The organism is Burkholderia sp. EMB26 (assembly GCF_024730645.1).
In the GTDB taxonomy this organism is placed as follows: domain Bacteria; phylum Pseudomonadota; class Gammaproteobacteria; order Burkholderiales; family Burkholderiaceae; genus Burkholderia; species Burkholderia cenocepacia.
Map to the genome: position 1 here is coordinate 1,655,923 of NZ_CP078071.1, position 20,412 is coordinate 1,676,334.

At 61.8% G+C, this 20,412-nt stretch carries 12 protein-coding genes, 2 tRNA genes, 3 rRNA genes and 1 riboswitch; of the genes, 6 read left to right on the forward strand and 11 right to left on the reverse strand.

Annotated elements, in window-relative coordinates:
* The first annotated feature begins 76 nt into the window (after positions 1-76).
* Both speB and KU887_RS24190 read left to right on the forward strand, forming a co-directional pair.
* Positions 77-1,033 carry an agmatinase gene (gene speB / locus KU887_RS24185; protein ID WP_006495120.1) on the forward strand — a complete coding sequence of 319 codons (957 nt, stop codon included), beginning with the start codon at positions 77-79 and terminating at the stop codon, positions 1,031-1,033.
* 55 nt (positions 1,034-1,088) lie between these two features.
* The gene (locus tag KU887_RS24190) at positions 1,089-2,414 is read left to right on the forward strand and encodes an MFS transporter (protein ID WP_006495119.1); all 1,326 of its coding nucleotides are present in this window, start codon (positions 1,089-1,091) and stop codon (positions 2,412-2,414) included.
* 80 nt (positions 2,415-2,494) lie between these two features.
* Here the strand turns inward: KU887_RS24190 and KU887_RS24195 are convergent.
* Positions 2,495-3,858 (reverse strand): IS3-like element ISBcen10 family transposase gene (locus KU887_RS24195; RefSeq protein ID WP_085964348.1). Its coding sequence is split into 2 segments (ribosomal slippage): positions 2,495-3,396 and positions 3,396-3,858, totalling 1,365 coding nucleotides; the frame shifts between segments, so codons are not numbered across the junction.
* A 121-nt stretch (positions 3,859-3,979) separates the two neighbouring features.
* Positions 3,980-6,274 carry a 5-methyltetrahydropteroyltriglutamate--homocysteine S-methyltransferase gene (gene metE, locus KU887_RS24200; protein ID WP_034203271.1) on the reverse strand — a complete coding sequence of 765 codons (2,295 nt, stop codon included), beginning with the start codon at positions 6,272-6,274 and terminating at the stop codon, positions 3,980-3,982.
* Positions 6,275-6,401: 127 nt separating this feature from the next.
* Between metE and KU887_RS24205 the strand changes: the two genes are divergently transcribed.
* Positions 6,402-7,310: a LysR family transcriptional regulator gene (locus KU887_RS24205; RefSeq protein ID WP_043204819.1), complete on the forward strand. Its 909-nt coding sequence runs from the start codon at positions 6,402-6,404 to the stop codon at positions 7,308-7,310.
* A 22-nt stretch (positions 7,311-7,332) separates the two neighbouring features.
* Here the strand turns inward: KU887_RS24205 and KU887_RS24210 are convergent, their stop codons facing one another.
* Positions 7,333-8,061: a CbtA family protein gene (locus KU887_RS24210; protein ID WP_043204817.1), complete on the reverse strand. Its 729-nt coding sequence runs from the start codon at positions 8,059-8,061 to the stop codon at positions 7,333-7,335.
* Between the two features lie 13 nt (positions 8,062-8,074).
* Positions 8,075-8,284, reverse strand: a complete 210-nt coding sequence (locus KU887_RS24215) for a CbtB-domain containing protein (protein WP_006488502.1) — start codon at positions 8,282-8,284, stop codon at positions 8,075-8,077.
* Positions 8,285-8,316: 32 nt separating this feature from the next.
* Positions 8,317-8,460, reverse strand: a riboswitch (cobalamin riboswitch).
* Between the two features lie 46 nt (positions 8,461-8,506).
* Between KU887_RS24215 and KU887_RS24220 the strand changes: the two genes are divergently transcribed.
* From KU887_RS24220 to KU887_RS24230, 3 genes are all read left to right on the forward strand, one after another.
* Complete coding sequence (locus KU887_RS24220) at positions 8,507-9,097, forward strand: histidine phosphatase family protein (protein WP_012493567.1); 591 nt, start codon at positions 8,507-8,509, stop codon at positions 9,095-9,097.
* Between the two features lie 164 nt (positions 9,098-9,261).
* Positions 9,262-10,854 (forward strand): inorganic phosphate transporter, encoded by a 1,593-nt coding sequence (locus tag KU887_RS24225; protein WP_258255659.1) that lies wholly within the window; start codon positions 9,262-9,264, stop codon positions 10,852-10,854.
* A gap of 275 nt (positions 10,855-11,129) precedes the next feature.
* Positions 11,130-11,891: a 2OG-Fe(II) oxygenase gene (locus KU887_RS24230; RefSeq protein WP_012493568.1), complete on the forward strand. Its 762-nt coding sequence runs from the start codon at positions 11,130-11,132 to the stop codon at positions 11,889-11,891.
* 257 nt (positions 11,892-12,148) lie between these two features.
* On the opposite strand, the gene KU887_RS24235 is transcribed toward KU887_RS24230, so the two are convergent.
* From KU887_RS24235 to KU887_RS24265, 7 genes are all read right to left on the reverse strand, one after another.
* Positions 12,149-13,573: a DHA2 family efflux MFS transporter permease subunit gene (locus KU887_RS24235; RefSeq protein ID WP_012493569.1), complete on the reverse strand. Its 1,425-nt coding sequence runs from the start codon at positions 13,571-13,573 to the stop codon at positions 12,149-12,151.
* Positions 13,574-14,122: 549 nt separating this feature from the next.
* Positions 14,123-14,235: ribosomal RNA gene (gene rrf / locus KU887_RS24240) — 5S ribosomal RNA — on the reverse strand.
* Between the two features lie 154 nt (positions 14,236-14,389).
* Positions 14,390-17,271, reverse strand: a 23S ribosomal RNA gene (locus KU887_RS24245).
* Positions 17,272-17,560: 289 nt separating this feature from the next.
* Positions 17,561-17,636, reverse strand: a tRNA-Ala gene (locus tag KU887_RS24250).
* A 39-nt stretch (positions 17,637-17,675) separates the two neighbouring features.
* Positions 17,676-17,752 (reverse strand) — tRNA-Ile (locus tag KU887_RS24255).
* Positions 17,753-17,816: 64 nt separating this feature from the next.
* Positions 17,817-19,349, reverse strand: a 16S ribosomal RNA gene (locus KU887_RS24260).
* Together the 16S, 23S and 5S rRNA genes with 2 tRNA genes alongside form the textbook arrangement of a ribosomal RNA operon.
* Before the next feature lie 504 nt (positions 19,350-19,853).
* On the reverse strand, positions 19,854-20,408 hold the full coding sequence (locus KU887_RS24265; RefSeq protein WP_006489482.1) for a phosphonate degradation HD-domain oxygenase: 555 nt from the start codon (positions 20,406-20,408) through the stop codon (positions 19,854-19,856).
* Positions 20,409-20,412: the final 4 nt, after the last annotated feature.

The following is a 20,412-nucleotide window of genomic DNA, read 5'->3' on the forward strand; positions in this document are numbered from 1 at the left end:
CCCGGCGGAGCGCGTAAAACTGTGCGCCAAGCCGCGTCGCATGATACGGCAACCCCACACTGGAAGAGACGCCCCCATGAACGACCACACCCATTTCCAGCCGCTCGGCGGCAATGAAATGCCGCGCTGCGGCGGCATCGCGACGATGATGCGCCTGCCGCACGTGGCGAGCGCCGAAGGCCTCGACGCCTGTTTCGTCGGCGTGCCGTTCGACCTCGGCACGTCCAACCGCACCGGCGCGCGCTTCGGCCCGCGCCAGATCCGCACCGAATCCGTGCTGCTGCGCCCGTACAACATGGCCACCCGCGCAGCACCCTTCGATTCGCTGCAGATCGCCGACATCGGCGACGTCGCGATCAATCCGTACAACCTGCACGATTCGATCGCCCGCATCGAGGCCGCGTACGACGCGATTCTCGAGCACGACTGCAAGCCGATCACGCTCGGCGGCGACCATACGATCGCGCTGCCGATCCTGCGCGCGATCCACCGCAAGCACGGCAAGGTTGCATTGATTCACGTCGATGCACACGCCGACGTGAACGATACGATGATGGGTGAAAAGATCGCGCACGGCACGCCGTTCCGTCGCGCGGTCGAGGAAGGCCTGCTGCACGGCGACAAGGTCACGCAGATCGGCCTGCGCGGCACCGGCTACGCGGCCGAGGATTTCGACTGGTGCCGCGAGCAGGGCTTCCGCGTCGTCCAGGCCGAGGAATGCTGGAACAAGTCGCTCGCGCCGCTGATGGAAGAAGTGCGCGCGCGCATCGGCGACACGCCCGTCTACATCAGCTTCGACATCGACGGCATCGACCCCGCCTACGCGCCGGGCACCGGCACGCCGGAAATCGCGGGCCTCACGGTGCCGCAGGCGCTCGAGATCATCCGCGGCGCGAAGGGGCTGAACATCGTCGGCTGCGATCTCGTCGAAGTCGCGCCGCCGTACGACCCGTTCGGCACCACGGCGCTGCTCGGCGCGAACCTCGCGTACGAGCTGCTGTGCGTGCTGCCGGGCGTCGCGTACCGCGACTGATTCCCGCACCGCCATCTATTCCAAATCAGAGGATTCCAGAGGAGCACACACAAAGATGGGGACTTCCGTCAAGCAACCGAAGCGGGCAGCGCTCGCTTCGTTCGTCGGCACCACGATCGAGTGGTACGACTTCTATAGTTACGCGACCGCCGCCGCCATCGTATTCGGGCCGCTGTTCTTTCCCGGCGAAAACCGCTTCATCAGCCTGCTCGCGTCGTTCGGCTCGTTCGCGGTCGGCTTCTTCGCGCGGCCGCTCGGCGGCGTGCTGTTCGGCTATCTCGGCGACCGCTTCGGCCGCAAGCGGTCGCTGCTCGCGACGCTGATGCTGATGGCCGTGTCGACGGTCGCGATCGGCCTGCTGCCGACCCACGCGCAAGCCGGCGTGGTCGCACCGATCCTGCTCGTGCTGATGCGCGTGCTGCAAGGCATCGCGGTCGGCGGCGAATGGGGCGGCGCGGTCCTGCTGGCCGGCGAGCACGCGCCGGAAGGCAAGCGTACGTTCTTCGCGTCGTTCGCGCAGCTCGGCAGCGCGAGCGGCCTGATCCTGTCGATGCTCGCGTTCGGCGCGATCAGCACGCTGTCGAAGGACGACATGATGAGCTGGGGCTGGCGCGTGCCGTTCCTCGCGAGCGCCGTGCTGCTGGTCGTCGGCTTCGTGATCCGCGCGAGCGTGTCCGAGTCGCCCGAGTTCGAGGAAGTCAGGAAGAGCGGCAACACAGCGCGGAACCCGGTGCGCGAAGCGCTCAAATACTGGCCGCTGCTGCTGCTCGCGATCGGCGCGAACGTGTACGGGATCGCCGGCGTGTATTTCAGCAATATCTTCATGATCAGTTATGCGACGCAGTTCCTGTCGCTCGACCGGTCGATGGTGCTGCATTGCATGACGATCGTCGCGGTGCTGCAGTTCGTCGTGCAGCTCGCGGCCGCGTTCCTCGCGCAACGCTTCGGCACCACGCGCGTGCTGCTGATCACCGGCGCCTGGGCGATGATCGTCCCGTTCGTGATGCTGCCGCTCGTGCACCTCGGCACGCCGGTGTCGATCACGGTCGGCGTCGGCCTCGCGACGCTCGCGGAATCGGGCTACTACTCGGTGGTCGCGGGCTTCGTCAGCGGCATCTTCGTCGCGCGGATCCGCTATACGGCGATCTCGATCGCGTACCAGGTGTGCGGCGCGCTCGCCGGCGGCCTCACGCCGCTGGTGGCGACCGTCATCGCGCAGAACACCACGCCGCACTGGTGGCCGCTCGCGATCCAGTACGCGAGTGCCGCCGTGCTGTCGTCGCTGTGCGTGTGGCTGATCTCGCGCCGGGTCAGCATCGACGATGCGGGTGCACCCGGCAAGACGGACGAGGTGCTGCCGCGCGGCACGCGCACCGCGTAACGCCCGGCGCATCGCGCAAATGCACGCATGACGAAAGCGGCCCGCTTTGAACTGACCCCACGAAGTTGGACGGTTAAAAGCTAAGCGGCCAAGGGCTGAGTCCTGTATTGCACGGGACTCAGCCCATTTAATTTCAGCTTGATGCGTTCGTGGTTGTAGTAGTGGATGTAACGGCTCAACGCATCTCGCAACTGCTCCACGCTCGCAAAGCGCGTCAGCCGATAGCACTCGGATTTCAGCGTGCCGAAGAAGCTCTCCATGGCTGCGTTATCAAGGCAGTTGCCTCTGCGCGACATGCTCTGGGTGAGCGCATGCTGCTTCAACAGCCGACGGTAGGCGGGCATCTGATACTGCCAGCCTTGATCCGAATGCAGTAACGGCCGTCCTTCATCATCGAGCTTGGCCAACGCCTTCTTCAACATGCAGCTGACCAACTCGAAGCTCGGGCGCTCATCCATTTGGTAAGCGACGATCTCCCCGTTGTACAAGTCCATCACCGGCGATAGATAGAGCTTTTGGCCCTCTACATTGAATTCGGTCACGTCGGTCACCCACTTCTGATTCGGGCGTTCAGCATCAAACTGACGCCGCAGTAGATTCGGGGCAACGCGGCCGACTTCGCCTCGCCAGGAACGATATCTCTTTGGGCGCACCAGAGATTTCAATTGCAGCTGTCCCATCAACCGTTGCACGGTCTTGTGGTTGATCGCATCTCCGGTCTGCCGGATCGCCGCCGTGATTCGCCGATAGCCGTAACGGCCCTTGTGGTGGTCGTATACGGTCTGGATCTTCGCTTTGAGATTCGCATACCGATCGCCGGCAGCCAATGCCTTGAGCTGGTAATAGAACGTGCTGCGCGCCAGGCCTGCCGCCTTCAGGAGCGCAGCTACCGGATGACACTGCCTGAGCTCACGCACTATTTGCGCTTTTTCCTGGGCGCTGCCTGCTTCTTGGATTGCAGCAGCGCATCGAGCTTTTTTAGGTATGCCACCTCCGCGCGCAAATACACGATTTCCTTGAGCAGTTCCTCGCGGCTCGGCTCTTTCTGCACGGTATCGTCGGGGGATTTCGGTGGTGGTGAGGTGATCATTTTCGGAGGGCGCCCTCGGCGACGAGGCGCCAACGCATCTATACCGCCCTCATGATACAGACGCTCCCAGATCGGGATGCTTCGTTCATTGCGGATGCCGAACAGCGCTGCCACCTGTGCATACGACAGTTCATCGCGCCGCATCCGCTGAAGGACTGACAACTTGAATCGCGCGTCGTAGTGGCTGTGCTTCTTGCGCAGCCCCTGTTCACCATGCTCGCGATAGCTCGCCACCCAACGTCGCACCATTGTCCTGCCCACTCCGTAACGGTGAGCAAGTGTCTTGGTGCCGGCCTCTCCAGCCAGGTACGCCTGAACCACTCGACGCCGAAAACGTTCGTCGTACTTCGTCATGAAAAACACCCCAAAGGTTGGATCTAGTCCAACTTTTGGGGTGCAGCTCACTTCTGCGGGCCGCTTTTTTTGCCGTCGCGATCGTTGATCGCGACGGTGCCGCACGGTGCTTGCCGCGTGGCTACCGCACCTGATTGCGCAGCGTCTTCGCAGCCGCGACCATGTTCGTCAGCGCCGGAATCACTTCCCCCCACTGACGCGTCTTCAGCCCGCAATCCGGGTTCACCCACAGGCGTTCCGCCGGAATCCGTTCAGCCGCCTTCCTCATCAGGCCGACGATGTGATCCTGCGTCGGGATGTTCGGCGAATGGATGTCGTACACGCCCGGCCCGATTTCGTTCGGATACTTGAAGTCGTCAAATGCATCGAGCAGCTCCATGTCCGAGCGCGACGTCTCGATCGTGATCACGTCCGCGTCCATGTCGGCGATCGACGCGATGATGTCGTTGAACTCCGAATAGCACATGTGCGTGTGGATCTGCGTATCGTCCTGCACGCCATTCGCGGTTATGCGGAACGACTCGACCGCCCACTTCAGGTATTCGCTCCACTGCGCGCGGCGCAGCGGCAACCCTTCGCGCAGCGCCGCTTCGTCGATCTGGATCACGCGCACGCCGGCCTGCTCGAGATCGAGCACTTCGTCGCGGATCGCCAGCGCAAGCTGGTAGCACGACACCGAGCGCGGCTGGTCGTCGCGCACGAACGACCAGTTCAGGATCGTCACGGGGCCGGTCAGCATCCCCTTCATCGGCTTGTTCGTCAGCGACTGCGCATAGGTGATCCACTCGACCGTCATCGCCTTCGGGCGGCTGATGTCGCCGAACAGGATCGGCGGCTTCACGCAGCGCGAACCGTACGACTGCACCCAGCCGAACTGGCTGAACGCGTAGCCGTCGAGTTGTTCGCCAAAGTATTCGACCATGTCGTTGCGCTCGGCTTCGCCGTGCACGAGCACGTCGAGTTCGAGCGATTCCTGTTCGCGGACGCTGCGTTCGATCTCGGCCTGCATCGCCGTGCGATAGCCGGCTTCGTCCAGCGTGCCGGCCTTGAACCGGCTGCGCGCCTGGCGGATTTCGGCGGTCTGCGGGAACGAGCCGATCGTCGTCGTCGGGAACGCCGGCAGGTTCAGGCGCGCCGACTGCTTCGACGCACGCTGCGCATACGGGCTCGCGCGGTTGCCGAGCCGCGCGTCGATGCGGGCGATCGCGGCCTTCACCGCCGGATTGTTCACGCGCGGCGAGCGGCGGCGCGACTCGATCGCGGCGGCATTCGCGGCGAGCGCGTCGGCCACCGTGTCGCGGCCTTCGTTCAGGGCGGTCGCGAGTACCTTCAGCTCGTCGAGCTTCTGCAGCGCGAACGCGAGCCATGAGCGGATTTCCGCGTCGAGCTTCGCCTCGTTCGCGAGATCGACCGGTACGTGCAGCAGCGAGCACGACGGCGCAAGCCACAGCCGGTCGCCCAGTTGCTTCGCGAGCGGCTCGAGCCAGTCGAGCGTCGCGTTCAGGTCCGTCTTCCAGATGTTGCGGCCGTTGATCGCGCCGATCGACAGCACGCGTTCGGGCGGCAGCTCACGCACCAGCGCGTCGACTTCGTCGCGTGCGTTGATCGCGTCGATATGCAGGCCGTCGACCGGCAGCGACGCCGCGAGCGTCAGGTTGTCCTGAAGCTGGCCGAAATACGTGGCGAGCAGCAGCTTGATACGGCGCGTTTCCAGTGCCGCGTACGCGGTGCGGAACGCGTGGCGCCATTCGGCATCGAGCTCGGTGACGAGAATCGGCTCGTCGATCTGCACCCATTCGACGCCCTGCGCGGTCAGCGTGTCGAGCAGCGCGCCGTACACGGGCAGCAGCTTCGGCAGCAGCGCGAGGCGATCGGAATCGTCCTTCGCCTTGCCGAGCCACAGGTACGTGACGGGGCCCAGAATCACCGGCTTCGCATTCACGCCCTGCGCGTTCGCTTCGGCCAGTTGCTGCAGCAGACGCGACGGATCGAGCGAGAAGTTCGTGTCCGCATGGAACTCCGGCACGATGTAGTGATAGTTCGTGTCGAACCACTTCGTCATTTCGCCGGCCGCGACCCCGCCGCAGCACGCGGCATGCGCCTCCGCCGACTGCGCCGACCGGCCGCGCGCGACGCGGAAAGCGTTGTCGAGCGCATCGCCGTGGAAATCCTGCACGCGCTTCGGCAGGTTGCCGAGCGTGAAGCTCATGTCGAGCACCTGGTCATAGAACGCGAAATCGCCGATCGGCGCGAGATCGAGGTCGCGCTGGTCGTGCCAGTGGCGCCGGCGCAGTTCGGCGCCGAGCGCCTTCAGTTCGTCGCGCGACGATTCGCCCTTCCAGTAGCGTTCGAGACCGAACTTGAGTTCGCGCTTCGCGCCGATGCGCGGAAAACCGAGGTTGTGTGTCGTGACCATGAAGCTGCCGTCCAGAGAAAAATGAAGATCCGGCAGCCATCATAGGGATTTCAAACCATGAAATAAAATGGCATTATTTCATTCATCCATTAACATTCTTCATGTATTCGTCGGGTGTGCGCAAGCCATGCTGGAACGATTCCATCTCGTCGTCATTCGTGAAGTCGAGCGCCAGGGCTCGCTGACCGCGGCGGCCCATGCGCTGCACCTCACGCAGTCGGCCCTCAGTCATACCGTCAGGAAAATCGAGCAGCAGCTCGGCACGCCGATCTGGGACCGCGAAGGCCGCGGCCTGCGGCTCACGCAGGGCGGGCAGTATCTGCTGAAGCTGGCGAACCGGCTGCTGCCGCAGTTCGAGCTCGCCGAGGAACGGATGAAGCAGTACGCGAAGGGCGAGCGCGGCACACTGCGTATCGGGATGGAGTGCCATCCGTGCTACCAGTGGCTGCTAAAGGTCGTGTCGCCGTACCTGTCGCGCTGGCCCGACGTCGACGTGGACGTGAAGCAGCGCTTCCAGTTCGGCGGCATCGGCGCGCTGTTCGGTTACGACATCGACGTGCTCGTGACGCCCGATCCGCTGAACAAGCCGGGGCTGCGCTTCGATCCCGTGTTCGACTACGAACAGGTGCTGGTGGTCGCGGAAGCGCACCGGTTCGCGAATGCCGACTACGTGACGCCCGAGCAACTGACCGACGAGATCCTGATCACGTACCCGGTCGAAACCGACCGGCTCGACATCTACAACCAGTTCCTGACGCCGGCCGGCATCGTGCCGAGGCGGCACAAGTCGATCGAGACGACCGACATCATGCTGCAGATGGTCGCGAGCGGACGCGGCGTGGCCGCGCTGCCGCGGTGGCTCGCCGACGAGTATGCGGACCGGATGCCGGTCGTGCCGGTCAAGCTCGGCAAGAACGGCATCGCGAAGCAGATCTTCCTCGGCATCCGCGAAGCGGATGCCGCGATCGACTATCTGGCCGCGTTCGTCGCGCTGGCGCGCGAATCGACGTGGAGCGCGCCGCGCATGCTGCGCTAGGCGCGCCCGCCCGGCCCGCGCGTCAGGCGGCGCGAACGCCGGTGCCGGTGCGTTCGCCGCGTTCGACCCACGCACCGAACAGCAGGCCGATCGTCGTCCACATGATCACCTGCATGCCGATGGCCGCCACGCGGAACTTCCACAGCAAGGCCGCCGGGAAATCGGCCGGCAACTCGCTGACCGACGGCAGCCCGATCTGCACGGCCGCGATGATCGCGACAAACACGAGCCCGGCGACGATCGACGCGTTCCACTGCCCGAGCTTCGCCACCAGATGGCGGCGCACGCTGACCGAGAACACCATCGTTGCGACCGAGATCGCGATCATCAGGAAGAACAGACCCGTGCGATACCCGATCGTATCGGGGTCGCCGACCGACGGCGGATTGGCCGGGTACTTGAGGTTCGGCACGATCACGAGCGCGACGAACGCCGCCAGCGCGAGCCAGGCGGCCAGCGGCCGTGCCGGCAGGCGGCTGCCGCGTCCGTACGCATACGCGAAGACCAGCGAGAACAGCCCGCCGAATGCCGCGCCGTAGGTCACGACGCCCGTCAGTAGCCCGAGGCCGGCCTGCGTGTGGCGGCTGACCAGTTCCGGCTCCGGTGCCTCGCCTTGGGCGGCGGCGGTTTTCTCTTCGAGGGCGATCGCCTGATCGACTTGCGGTTCGCCGACGACTTTCGCGAAACCGAACGTGAGGAGGCCCGCGGCGATGCCTGCGAGCATCCCGCGCATGAGCAGCTTTCCGACCATCTTTTACTCCGCGTCAGTGGCAGGGAAAGCCGAGCAGATGGCGGCCGTCGTGGACGAATTCGTGGACATACATGCCCGGCACGAGCGACGTCGCGCCCTGTTCCGCACCGACGAAATAGAGTGCGAGCAGCAGGATCAGGCCGACGAACACGGCCCACGGCAACAGCTCACGGACGGGGATGGGTGCCGGCACGACCGCCGGCTTCAGCACTGCTTCGCTCATGGATGCACCTCAGGGGAATCGCGCCCCGACAAATGATGGATGGGTACGAAGGCAGGTCTGGCTTCCGGGATCATCGATTCCCCGGTTACAGTGGCGCGACCGCGCCGGAATTGCACCGGCTTCCGCGCTTCGTATCGGGCGAATTGTACGCGCGAACGTTCGCGTATTGAAGCGACGACAGATGGGCAAGCGCGCCCCGCTCCGGATCATCCGACCACCGACATGAACCTGCATGCCTCGCTGCGCCTGATCGCGCACGCCTCGACCCGCGCGATGCGCACCGGCACGTTTCCCGACGACGATCCGCTCGACGCGCGCGGGCTTGCCGAAGCCGCCGCGCTGCACGGCCGGTGGACGGCCATCGCCGGCTCGCTCGTGCTGTGCAGCCCGGCACGCTGCGCAACGCAGACCGCCGACGCACTCGGGCTGCACGCCGACATCGACGACGCGCTGCGCGACATCGACTACGGCGACTGGCGAGGCAAGCGGCTGCACGATCTCGCACGCGATCTGCCTGACGAACTTGCCACGTGGATCGGCACGCCGTCCGCGTCGCCGCATCGCGGCGAATCGTTCGACGCCGCCGCACGTCGGGTCGGCACGTGGTTCGACGGGTTGCCGCGCGAGCGCGACGTCATCGCGATCACGCATGCGCCGATCGTCCGCGCGGCCATCGCGCATGTGCTGCGGATGGACCACGCCGCGGCCGCGCGTCTCGACGTTGCGCCGCTGTCGTGCACGACGTTCGTCGCGTCGCCGGCCGGCTGGACGTTGGCGGCGACGGATGATGAGCAGCGCGATACCGGCGCGTAAGCCGCTGTCGTGTTCACTATGTGAGTGATCGACGCGACTCGCTGCCTCGCATGCCGCCACTCGCCTTACATCCCCGTAAGACACACCGTTCGTCGTCCCGACTGTCATCAAACTGACTGCTAGCCGCAGCTAGGATCGGACGCGGTTCCCTACGAGATGCCGTCATGAATCAACCTGCTTCGTCCGCCCCGAACAATCCGGGCTCCGTCGCGCGCACCCGGCAGGTCGGCTATGCCGCCTTCCTGCTGGTGCTCGTGCTCGGCGCCGTCTATATCGCCACCCACCTGGTCGCCGATCTGGCGCCGGTCCGCGAAGGGACGCTGTTCCCGTACCTGCTGCTCGGCGCCGCCCTGCTGATCGCGCTGGGCTTCGAATTCGTCAACGGCTTCCACGACACCGCGAACGCGGTCGCGACCGTGATCTATACGCACTCGCTGACGCCGAACGTCGCGGTGATCTGGTCGGGCATGTGGAACTTCCTCGGCGTGATGGTCTCGAGCGGCGCCGTCGCGTTCGGCATCCTGCAGTTGCTGCCGGTCGAGCTGATCCTGCAGGTCGGCAGCGGCTCGGGCTTCGCGATGGTGTTCGCGCTGCTGATCGCCGCGATCGTGTGGAACCTCGCGACCTGGTATTTCGGGCTGCCGTCGTCGAGCTCGCATACGCTGATCGGGTCGATCATCGGCGTCGGGCTGATGAACCAGCTGATGCATGGGCCGTCCGGCACGAGCGGCGTCGACTGGGGCCAGGCGCTCGGGGTCGGCAAGTCGCTGCTGCTCTCGCCGATCGTCGGCTTCCTGTGCGCGTCGCTGCTGCTGCTCGTGCTGAAGGCGCTCGTGCGGATTCCGGAGCTGTACAAGGAGCCGCCGAAGGATCAGCCGCCGCCGTTCTGGATTCGCTGCCTGCTGATCCTCACCTGCACCGGCGTGTCGTTCGCCCACGGGTCGAACGACGGGCAGAAAGGGATGGGGCTCATCATGCTGATCCTGATCGGCACGGTGCCGACCGCGTATGCGCTGAACAAGGCCGTCACGCCCGCCGAATCGCAGACCTTCGTGGCGGTCGCGAACCAGGCGGCTGCGACGTTCGGGAAGTACACGAACGGCATCGCGCCGTCCGCGAACCCGCGTGCCGATGTCGAACATTACGCGCAGCACCGTGAACTGACACCCGCCGTGCTGCCGGCCGTCGCGCAACTGTCCACGTCGCTCGCGACCGCCGTCGGCGCGTCGGGCTCGATGGCGGCCGTGCCCCAACGCGACGTCGACAACGTGCGCAACACGATGTACCTCGTGTCCGAGGCCATTCGCCTGATCGAGAAGTCGGGGCAACCCGCGTTCGCCGCCGCCGACAAGCTCGCGATCGACAACTACCGCAAGCAGCTCGACCACGCGACCAAGTTCATTCCGACGTGGGTGAAGGTCGCCGTCGCGATCGCGCTGGGCCTCGGCACGATGGTCGGCTGGAAGCGCATCGTCGTGACCGTCGGCGAAAAAATCGGCAAGCAGCATCTGACCTACGGACAAGGCGCATCGGCCGAACTCGTCGCGATGCTGACGATCGGCGCCGCCGACATGTACGGGCTGCCCGTGTCGACGACTCACGTGCTGTCGTCGGGCGTCGCGGGCACGATGGCGGCGAACGGTTCCGGGTTGCAATGGAGCACGGTGCGCAGCCTCGTTCTCGCGTGGGTGCTGACGCTGCCGGCGTCGATCGCGCTCGCGGCGGGGCTTTACTGGTTGTTCCGGTCGCTGGCCTGATTTGTGGACGCGGCGGGTGGCGGGCGGGAGCCGGCCATCCGCCGCGATAGGCTGGATCTGGCGTTTCGCTACCTCTCCGCTTCTCCTTCTCCTCCGCCACCTCTCTGGTACCTCACCACATTCAGTGTGCCGATGCCGCAGCCCGCTTTTCGCTGTTTCATCATCCGAATTAAAGCGCAAGATCTGGAGCGTACCGGCGCATGGACGCCGCTAGACTGGGTTCATCAACTTCCAGTGGACTCGACCGTGCGCGACTGCACGGCCCCACACCGCCGATGCCCAGAGGTACGCCCGTGAACATTGCCGATCTGCAACCTGCCGTCGAATCGCTGGACATCGCGCAACGCGTCGACGCCCTCGACTGGCCGACGGTCGAGGGCGAACTCGATCGCTACGGATGCGCGCGCGTACCGGGCCTGGTGTCGGCAAGCGAGTGCGATGCACTCGCGTCGCTCTATCCGTACGATGCACTCTATCGTTCACGTGTCGTGATGGCCCGGCACGGCTTCGGCCGCGGCGAATACAAGTATTTCGCGTATCCGTTGCCTGCGGTCATCGCCGAGCTGCGCGCGACGCTCTACCCGCATCTCGCGCCGATCGCTAATCGCTGGAACCAGGCACTCGGAGTCGACGTTCGTTATCCGAAGGAGCATGCGACGTTCCTCGATCGCTGCCATGCGGCGGGACAGACGCGACCGACGCCGCTGATCCTCCAATACGGCGCCGACGACTACAACTGCCTCCATCAGGACCTGTACGGCGAGCACGTGTTTCCGCTGCAGGTCGCGATCCTGCTGTCGGCGCCGGGCCGCGATTTCAGTGGTGGGGAGTTCGTGTTGACGGAACAGCGACCCCGCATGCAGTCGCGTGCGGAAGTGGTGCCGCTGACACAAGGCGACGCCGTGATCTTCGCGGTGCACGGCCGGCCGGTGCAGGGAACCCGCGGCGTCTATCGCGTCAACTTGCGCCACGGCGTCAGCCGGATTCGAAGCGGCCATCGCCACACGATCGGCATCATCTTCCATGATGCGCAGTAGCGGGAATCGGGACGACGGCGTTACTGTCGTCCGCATATCGCATTCGGCCTTGATGCTCGTTCCGGCACCGCACGTCATTGTCCGGAGAGCGCGACGGTCCAGCATGGTTGCCCGGAAGGCCCATTCGCCCGCGGTGACGGCAAACCGGTTACGCTGATCGTCAAGCGATCGCCACCGGGACGAATCGGCACCTCGGGTAAGCGCCGAAAAACAAGCGCACTCACTGGTTGCACCGCCAATTCGATTTGCACTCGGGCCTATCCTCGCGCTATGTTGGCCCGCAGCCGGTCGCCAGCATTGGAAGCCAGCCGTGCATAGCCCGGCAACGTCAGCAGCGCGAGCACGCCCGCCGCGACGAACGCCCAGCGGAAATCGTCAAGCACGTAGTGCATGCCGGCCGCATCGCCGCGCACCAATGCCGCTAGCCGCAGCGACAATGCGCCAAATGCGATCCCCATCCCGATCGTCATCTGCTGCGCGGCGCTCCACAGCGTGCTGGCCGCGCTCGTCTGGTGAGACGGGATATCCGCATAAGCCAGCGTCGCGAGCGTCGTGAACTGCATCGACCGCGTGAGCCCGTAGACGAATACGACGAACAGCGTGATCGCCAACGGCGTCGACGCGGTGAGCCAGCCGCATGCGATCGTGAAGATGCCGACGATCGTCACGTCGACGAGCGCGACACGCCGAAAGCCGTAACGGTCGAGGATCCACGATGTCCCCGCCTTCATCCCGAGATTGCCGAGCGCGCTCGCGAGCAGCAGCAGGCCTGACTGAAACGGCGACAGCCCGAAGCCGATCTGGAACAGCAGCGGCAGCAGGTACGGGACGGCGTTGATCGCCATCCGCGTAATCGAACCGGTGATCACCGTCACCGAGAACGTCGGCACCTTCAGCGTCGTGAAATCGAGCAGCGGATGCGCGCTGTGTCGCGCATGCAGCCACGCGGCGATGCCGAACAGCACGCTTGCGCCCACGAGGACACCCGCGCGCGTGAAGTCGACATCCTGCTGTCCGGCCGCTTCCGTGCCGATCAGCAGGCACGTCAATGCGCCGCCGGCCAGTACGAAGCCGACCCAGTCGAGCGGCCGTTGCTCGTCGGCCCGCGTATTCCGGACGATCAGCCAGGTACAAACGAGTGCGGCAAGACCGAACGGGACGTTCAACAGGAAGATCCATCGCCATGACGCGTAGGTCGTGATGAAGCCGCCGATCGGCGGCCCGACGACGGGCGCGACGATGCCCGGCCACGTGATCGTCGCGATCGCGCGCATCAGTCTCGCCTTCTCGGTACTGCGCACGACGATCATCCGGCCGACCGGCACCATCATTGCCCCGCCGACACCCTGCAGCAGCCGCGCAGCCGTGAACGACATCACCCCTTCGGACAGCCCGCACAGCACCGACGCGCCGGTAAAGACGACGATCGCACTCGCGAAGACGGTACGCGAACCATAGCGGTCCGCGATCCAGCCGCTGATCGGAATGAACACCGCCAGCGCCAGCATGTACGCCGTCATCCCGAGACTCAGCGCATTCGGTCCGACGCCGAACGAGCTGGCCATTTGCGGCAGCGCAGTCGCGATCACGGTCGTGTCGAGGTACTCCATGAAGAACGTCGCGGCGACGAGATACGGCAAGAAGTCGGTCGTCCGACCACTTTGGGCGGGGCTGTCAGTCATGAACGATGCAGGAGACGGAAGGCCAAAGACGCCGATCGCCGGGGATGCAGACACGCACCTGCGAATCGGGACGAACGGCGATATTACCCCGAAGGGCTTGCTCTCCGCTCTGTCGAGCATGCCGGGCGAATGAACTTTATGCGCATAGATTTTTTATGACGATTTCGCGCTGTGCTCGCGGAGTGAGCACTTGATGTGGCACACCGAAGCGTCGGGAGATGAAGCGAGGGCTTTCGTCAGGAAGCGGCATTTATCAATCATCGTCGATCAACATCGCTCATCACCGGCCATCACAGCTATCGGCGCTGGATGTGCAGCATTAGCTGGAACCGGCCCGAAGAGGGATAGGTCCGATTGGCAAAAGGAAGTGGCGGGAGATGCCGGACGGCACGAACAGCGAGTGTGGAACTGGCGGGCTCGGCGCTCCGATTGATTGCGTCAGCGGGGAGCCAGTGGACGTAGCCTTGGCACCGTTGCGCCGCACGCTTTTTTTGGCGCACCAATGCAAAAACCCCCGCCTTTCGGGCGGGGGTTTCTGGCTTGAGGGGAGCCTGACGATTACCTACTTTCACACGGGAATCCGCACTATCATCGGCGTAGAGTCGTTTCACGGTCCTGTTCGGGATGGGAAGGGGTGGGACCGACTCGCTATGGTCATCAGGCAAAGGGGGTTGTTCTGCTGGCGTGGCCAACAGAACCAATCTGGGAAGAAGCAGTAATTTAGGTTGTGTGTATCACACACGAGAATCCAACTTGTCGCTCTGGATCGCGGCCAGTGCTTGCGCACGGCGCCGATCTACAAGGCAGACTTGTTATAGGATCAAGCCTTACGGGCAATTAGTATCAGTTAGCTGAACGCATTACTGCGCTTACACACCTGACCTATCAACGTCCTGGTCTCGAACGACCCTTCAAGGGGATCTAGTCCCCAGGGATATCTCATCTTAAGGCGAGTTTCCCGCTTAGATGCTTTCAGCGGTTATCTCTTCCGAACATAGCTACCCGGCGATGCCACTGGCGTGACAACCGGTACACCAGAGGTTCGTCCACTCCGGTCCTCTCGTACTAGGAGCAGCCCCCTTCAAATATCCAACGCCCACGGCAGATAGGGACCAAACTGTCTCACGACGTTTTAAACCCAGCTCACGTACCTCTTTAAATGGCGAACAGCCATACCCTTGGGACCGGCTACAGCCCCAGGATGAGATGAGCCGACATCGAGGTGCCAAACACCGCCGTCGATATGAACTCTTGGGCGGTATCAGCCTGTTATCCCCAGAGTACCTTTTATCCGTTGAGCGATGGCCCTTCCATACAGAACCACCGGATCACTATGACCTGCTTTCGCACCTGCTCGACTTGTCGGTCTCGCAGTTAAGCACGCTTATGCCATTGCACTATCAGCACGATTTCCGACCGTACCTAGCGTACCTTCGTACTCCTCCGTTACGCTTTGGGAGGAGACCGCCCCAGTCAAACTGCCTACCATGCACTGTCCCCGACCCGGATCACGGGCCAAGGTTAGAACCTCAAACAAACCAGGGTGGTATTTCAAGGACGGCTCCACCGAAACTAGCGTTCCGGTTTCATAGCCTCCCACCTATCCTACACAGATCGGTTCAAAGTCCAATGCAAAGCTACAGTAAAGGTTCATGGGGTCTTTCCGTCTAGCCGCGGGTAGATTGCATCATCACAAACACTTCAACTTCGCTGAGTCTCGGGAGGAGACAGTGTGGCCATCGTTACGCCATTCGTGCAGGTCGGAACTTACCCGACAAGGAATTTCGCTACCTTAGGACCGTTATAGTTACGGCCGCCGTTTACCGGGACTTCAATCAAGAGCTTGCACCCCATCATTTAATCTTCCGGCACCGGGCAGGCGTCACACCCTATACGTCCACTTTCGTGTTTGCAGAGTGCTGTGTTTTTATTAAACAGTCGCAGCCACCAGTTTATTGCAACCCCTTCACCCTCCTGGCGCAGGCCAGTCAAGCTACAAGGGCGTACCTTATCCCGAAGTTACGGTACCAATTTGCCGAGTTCCTTCTCCCGAGTTCTCTCAAGCGCCTTAGAATACTCATCTCGCCCACCTGTGTCGGTTTGCGGTACGGTCATCGTTAGACTGAAGCTTAGAGGCTTTTCTTGGAACCACTTCCAATTGCTTCGCTCCCTAAGGAGCTCGCGCCACACCCTTGAATCCTGCGCCCGGATTTGCCTAAGCGCCTTCTCCAATGCAGCGACCGGGACTTCCAACACCCGGACAACCTTCCGCGATCCGTCCCCCCATCGCATCTAACAATGGTGCAGGAATATTGACCTGCTTCCCATCAGCTACGCATTTCTGCCTCGCCTTAGGGGCCGACTCACCCTACGCCGATGAACGTTGCGTAGGAAACCTTGGGCTTACGGCGAGGGGGCCTTTCACCCCCTTTATCGCTACTCATGTCAGCATTCGCACTTCCGATACCTCCAGCACCCTTTACAAGGCACCTTCGCAGGCTTACGGAACGCTCTCCTACCATGCGTGCTAAGCACGCATCCGCAGCTTCGGTATATAGCTTAGCCCCGTTACATCTTCCGCGCAGGACGACTCGATCAGTGAGCTATTACGCTTTCTTTAAAGGGTGGCTGCTTCTAAGCCAACCTCCTGACTGTTTTAGCCTTCCCACTTCGTTTCCCACTTAGCTATATTTGGGGACCTTAGCTGGCGGTCTGGGTTGTTTCCCTCTTGACACCGGACGTTAGCACCCGATGTCTGTCTCCCGTGATTGCACTCTTCGGTATTCGGAGTTTGCTATGGCGGGGTAATCTGCAATAGACCCCCCAACCATGACAGTGCTCTACCCCCGAAGGTGAGACACGAGGCACTACCTAAATAGTTTTCGGAGAGAACCAGCTATTTCCAGGTTTGTTTAGCCTTTCACCCCTATCCACAGCTCATCCCCTAACTTTTCAACGTTAGTGGGTTCGGACCTCCAGTACGTGTTACCGCACCTTCATCCTGGCCATGGATAGATCACCTGGTTTCGGGTCTACGCCCAGCAACTGAACGCCCTATTCGGACTCGCTTTCGCTACGCCTGCCCTATACGGTTAAGCTTGCTACTGAACGTAAGTCGCTGACCCATTATACAAAAGGTACGCCGTCACCCCTTGCGAGGCTCCGACTGTTTGTATGCATGCGGTTTCAGGATCTATTTCACTCCCCTCCCGGGGTTCTTTTCGCCTTTCCCTCACGGTACTGGTTCACTATCGGTCGATCACGAGTATTTAGCCTTGGAGGATGGTCCCCCCATCTTCAGACAGGATTTCACGTGTCCCGCCCTACTTGTCGCACACCTAGTTCTTTCATACTGTTTTCGCCTACAGGGCTATCACCTGCTATGGCCGCACTTTCCAGAGCGTTCGGCTAACAATACAAATAAAGAGTGCAAGGCTCATCCCATTTCGCTCGCCACTACTTTGGGAATCTCGGTTGATTTCTTTTCCTGCGGTTACTTAGATGTTTCAGTTCACCGCGTTCGCTTCACATGGCCTATGTATTCAGCCATGGATACTCCAAAAGGAGTGGGTTTCCCCATTCGGACATCTACGGATCAAAGCTTGTTTGCCAGCTCCCCGTAGCTTTTCGCAGGCTACCGCGTCCTTCATCGCCTGTGATCGCCAAGGCATCCACCACATGCACTTGTTCGCTTGACCCTATAACGAGTCTGTCTCATCGACAGTCGCTACAGGTTGAGTTCTCGCGTTGTGCCGTATTCCAATTGAGTCAAACTTAGAGTTCGAATCATCTTGAGATACATCGATACAATCACAACCCGGATAGTTTTCACGTCCATCTCAAAGACGCTTCCGCTATCCAAATTACTTACTTCTTCCAGATTGTTAAAGAACGACAGCCGATATCTGTTGATATCCTCTGACTGGCTCAATCGCCAATGCAAAATTCTCGGTTCAGTGTCTGAACCAAGCCCTTAGCGTTGGTGATTGGTGGAGGCAGACGGGATCGAACCGACGACCCCCTGCTTGCAAAGCAGGTGCTCTCCCAGCTGAGCTATGCCCCCATGTACAGATTTGCCTCAGGTGTACCTACCGCCAGACAATGGTGGGTCTGGTTGGATTCGAACCAACGACCCCCGCCTTATCAAGACGGTGCTCTAACCGACTGAGCTACAGACCCCTGAGTCTGTCTTTAATTTACAGCCGATAAGCGTGAGCGCTCAACTTGTGCGAGATAGCTCTGGAAAGGAGGTGATCCAGCCGCACCTTCCGATACGGCTACCTTGTTACGACTTCACCCCAGTCATGAATCCTACCGTGGTGACCGTCCTCCTTGCGGTTAGACTAGCCACTTCTGGTAAAACCCACTCCCATGGTGTGACGGGCGGTGTGTACAAGACCCGGGAACGTATTCACCGCGGCATGCTGATCCGCGATTACTAGCGATTCCAGCTTCATGCACTCGAGTTGCAGAGTGCAATCCGGACTACGATCGGTTTTCTGGGATTAGCTCCCCCTCGCGGGTTGGCAACCCTCTGTTCCGACCATTGTATGACGTGTGAAGCCCTACCCATAAGGGCCATGAGGACTTGACGTCATCCCCACCTTCCTCCGGTTTGTCACCGGCAGTCTCCTTAGAGTGCTCTTGCGTAGCAACTAAGGACAAGGGTTGCGCTCGTTGCGGGACTTAACCCAACATCTCACGACACGAGCTGACGACAGCCATGCAGCACCTGTGCGCCGGTTCTCTTTCGAGCACTCCCGCCTCTCGGCAGGATTCCGACCATGTCAAGGGTAGGTAAGGTTTTTCGCGTTGCATCGAATTAATCCACATCATCCACCGCTTGTGCGGGTCCCCGTCAATTCCTTTGAGTTTTAATCTTGCGACCGTACTCCCCAGGCGGTCAACTTCACGCGTTAGCTACGTTACTAAGGAAATGAATCCCCAACAACTAGTTGACATCGTTTAGGGCGTGGACTACCAGGGTATCTAATCCTGTTTGCTCCCCACGCTTTCGTGCATGAGCGTCAGTATTGGCCCAGGGGGCTGCCTTCGCCATCGGTATTCCTCCACATCTCTACGCATTTCACTGCTACACGTGGAATTCTACCCCCCTCTGCCATACTCTAGCCTGCCAGTCACCAATGCAGTTCCCAGGTTGAGCCCGGGGATTTCACATCGGTCTTAGCAAACCGCCTGCGCACGCTTTACGCCCAGTAATTCCGATTAACGCTTGCACCCTACGTATTACCGCGGCTGCTGGCACGTAGTTAGCCGGTGCTTATTCTTCCGGTACCGTCATCCCCCGACTGTATTAGAGCCAAGGATTTCTTTCCGGACAAAAGTGCTTTACAACCCGAAGGCCTTCTTCACACACGCGGCATTGCTGGATCAGGCTTTCGCCCATTGTCCAAAATTCCCCACTGCTGCCTCCCGTAGGAGTCTGGGCCGTGTCTCAGTCCCAGTGTGGCTGGTCGTCCTCTCAGACCAGCTACTGATCGTCGCCTTGGTAGGCCTTTACCCCACCAACTAGCTAATCAGCCATCGGCCAACCCTATAGCGCGAGGCCCGAAGGTCCCCCGCTTTCATCCGTGGATCGTATGCGGTATTAATCCGGCTTTCGCCGGGCTATCCCCCACTACAGGACATGTTCCGATGTATTACTCACCCGTTCGCCACTCGCCACCAGGTGCAAGCACCCGTGCTGCCGTTCGACTTGCATGTGTAAGGCATGCCGCCAGCGTTCAATCTGAGCCAGGATCAAACTCTTCAGTTCAAACCTGTTACTGTTTTCGGTTCTTTCGAACCGGTCGCTCACTCAAAGCTGACAGGAATATGAATCACTTCATAAACCTGACTTACTTTAGTGTGAGACTCTTGATACTTTTGCCATCTGATCCGAGGATCAGCTCGCTGCCATCAAGCGCCCACACTTATCGGCTGTTAATTTTTAAAGAGCATGTCTGCGAGGGATCTGAACCCCTCAGCAGCGCTGCGTTTTCAGCAGCAGAGAAGCGAGATTATGAACCGTGTTTCGCAGCTCGTCAACAACTTTCTGAACGACTTCGTTGCGACTGCGGGGCTCAACTTCCGTACCGCCGAGGCTCGCTACTTCCGAACTCCAACAGCACTGCTTCCCTTCCTTCCGCGCCGCGTTTCCGTTAGCGCGAAAGAGGCGTGATTCTATGCAGCTCACGGCGATCGCGCAAGGGGTTTCGCAAAAAATATAAGGCGCCGCACGCTGCCGCGTGCGGCGCCTTATATAGAAGCAACCGAACCGTCAGGAAGCCACGCGCGCCTGGCGTGCGACGATCGCCATATAGTGATCCAGATCCGGCGTCGCCTTGCCTGGCTCCTTCGCCGTATCGTCCCAGCGGCGCAGGTGCAGCGCGTCCTCCGCGAACGGGCGCTGCAGGAACGCCGCCGCTTCCTCGTCACTGAAGATACCGCCCTGCAACGCCAGGCTGCGCACCGAGTCCGGCGACAGGCTCTCGAAATAGCCGGCGTCCGTGCGGCACAGACAGCGCTTCGCGTCGACGTGCAACCGGATCGGCTCCAGCACCGCGTCGGAAAACAGCGGCCGCAGGAACGGCAGCACGTAATACTGATGCAGATCGTCGATCCCGCGCGCGCTCGGCGTGTCGCCCTGGCGATTCAGCAAATGGCCGAGGTCGTGCAGGAACGCCGCCGCGACCAGCGCTTCGTCCGCCCCGGACGCTTCCGCCAGCAACCCGCTCTGCAATGCATGCTCGAGCTGCGTGACGGGTTCGCCGCTATAGGCCACATGGCCATGCTCGCGATACAGGCCGTGGATCTCTTCCACCGTCAGCGCCATTCGT

Bases quoted from the DNA above. Each gene is read 5' to 3' on its own strand.
- speB (WP_006495120.1), top strand. From the start codon at position 77: ATGAACGACCACACCCATTTCCAGCCGCTCGGCGGCAATGAAATGCCG.
- KU887_RS24190 (WP_006495119.1), top strand. From the start codon at position 1,089: ATGGGGACTTCCGTCAAGCAACCGAAGCGGGCAGCGCTCGCTTCGTTC.
- metE (WP_034203271.1), bottom strand. From the start codon at position 6,274: ATGGTCACGACACACAACCTCGGTTTTCCGCGCATCGGCGCGAAGCGC.
- KU887_RS24205 (WP_043204819.1), top strand. From the start codon at position 6,402: ATGCTGGAACGATTCCATCTCGTCGTCATTCGTGAAGTCGAGCGCCAG.
- KU887_RS24210 (WP_043204817.1), bottom strand. From the start codon at position 8,061: ATGGTCGGAAAGCTGCTCATGCGCGGGATGCTCGCAGGCATCGCCGCG.
- KU887_RS24215 (WP_006488502.1), bottom strand. From the start codon at position 8,284: ATGAGCGAAGCAGTGCTGAAGCCGGCGGTCGTGCCGGCACCCATCCCC.
- KU887_RS24220 (WP_012493567.1), top strand. From the start codon at position 8,507: ATGAACCTGCATGCCTCGCTGCGCCTGATCGCGCACGCCTCGACCCGC.
- KU887_RS24225 (WP_258255659.1), top strand. From the start codon at position 9,262: ATGAATCAACCTGCTTCGTCCGCCCCGAACAATCCGGGCTCCGTCGCG.
- KU887_RS24230 (WP_012493568.1), top strand. From the start codon at position 11,130: ATGCCCAGAGGTACGCCCGTGAACATTGCCGATCTGCAACCTGCCGTC.
- KU887_RS24235 (WP_012493569.1), bottom strand. From the start codon at position 13,573: ATGACTGACAGCCCCGCCCAAAGTGGTCGGACGACCGACTTCTTGCCG.
- KU887_RS24265 (WP_006489482.1), bottom strand. From the start codon at position 20,408: ATGGCGCTGACGGTGGAAGAGATCCACGGCCTGTATCGCGAGCATGGC.